The following is a 643-nucleotide window of genomic DNA, read 5'->3' on the forward strand; positions in this document are numbered from 1 at the left end:
GACATCACCCACATCGCGGCGGCCGGTGGCGAGACCGCGCGTGCAGACCGCCGCCACCGCGAGCGCCAGCAGCAGGCCGTAGCGGACGTCGCCGAGCAGCAACCGTGGCGGCGCGAGCAGCACCGAGGTGAGTGGCAGGTAGGGGTAGACGTCGAACAGGCCGTCGACGGGGTAGGCGGTGCGGTTGGGCGCCCACTGCTGGCGGTACATGTCCGCGCCGTGCGTCAGCCCCGAGGTGGAGACCTGCAGCAGGTGGAACACGTCGATGCGGGGCGCGGGCGCCGCCCGGATCGTGGCGATGCCCGCGGCGCCCGCCAGGCCCAGCACGACCCAGAACAGCGCGGGTGAGCCCAGCGCCCGCCGCGCCGCCGCGAGACCTGCTGCCACCGGTGCCCCGGCCGCCGACCCGCCGGCCCGCGGGACCGCGCCGGCCGGCGGCGGGGCCAGCGCCATCAGGACCGCAGCAGCCGCGAGCAGGCCCGCGATGATCGCGAGCGCGTCGGCGACGGCGGCCAGCGGTCCGGCGGCGTAGTAGCGAGGATGACGCACGATCGGCCCCAACCCGACGGTGAGCGCGACGAGCAGCCAACCACCGACCCACGCCCGCCCGTATCCGGCGGCCCCCCACCCGGCGACACCGCAC

General features: G+C 76.8%; 1 pseudogene. It reads right to left on the reverse strand.

Annotation, left to right across the window (positions count from 1 at the left end):
• Positions 1-643: pseudogene (locus NBZ83_RS32495) on the reverse strand (glycosyltransferase); the annotation flags it as partial.

The sequence above is a fragment of the Frankia gtarii genome, from assembly GCF_025403375.1.
Taxonomy (GTDB): domain Bacteria; phylum Actinomycetota; class Actinomycetes; order Frankiales; family Frankiaceae; genus Frankia; species Frankia gtarii.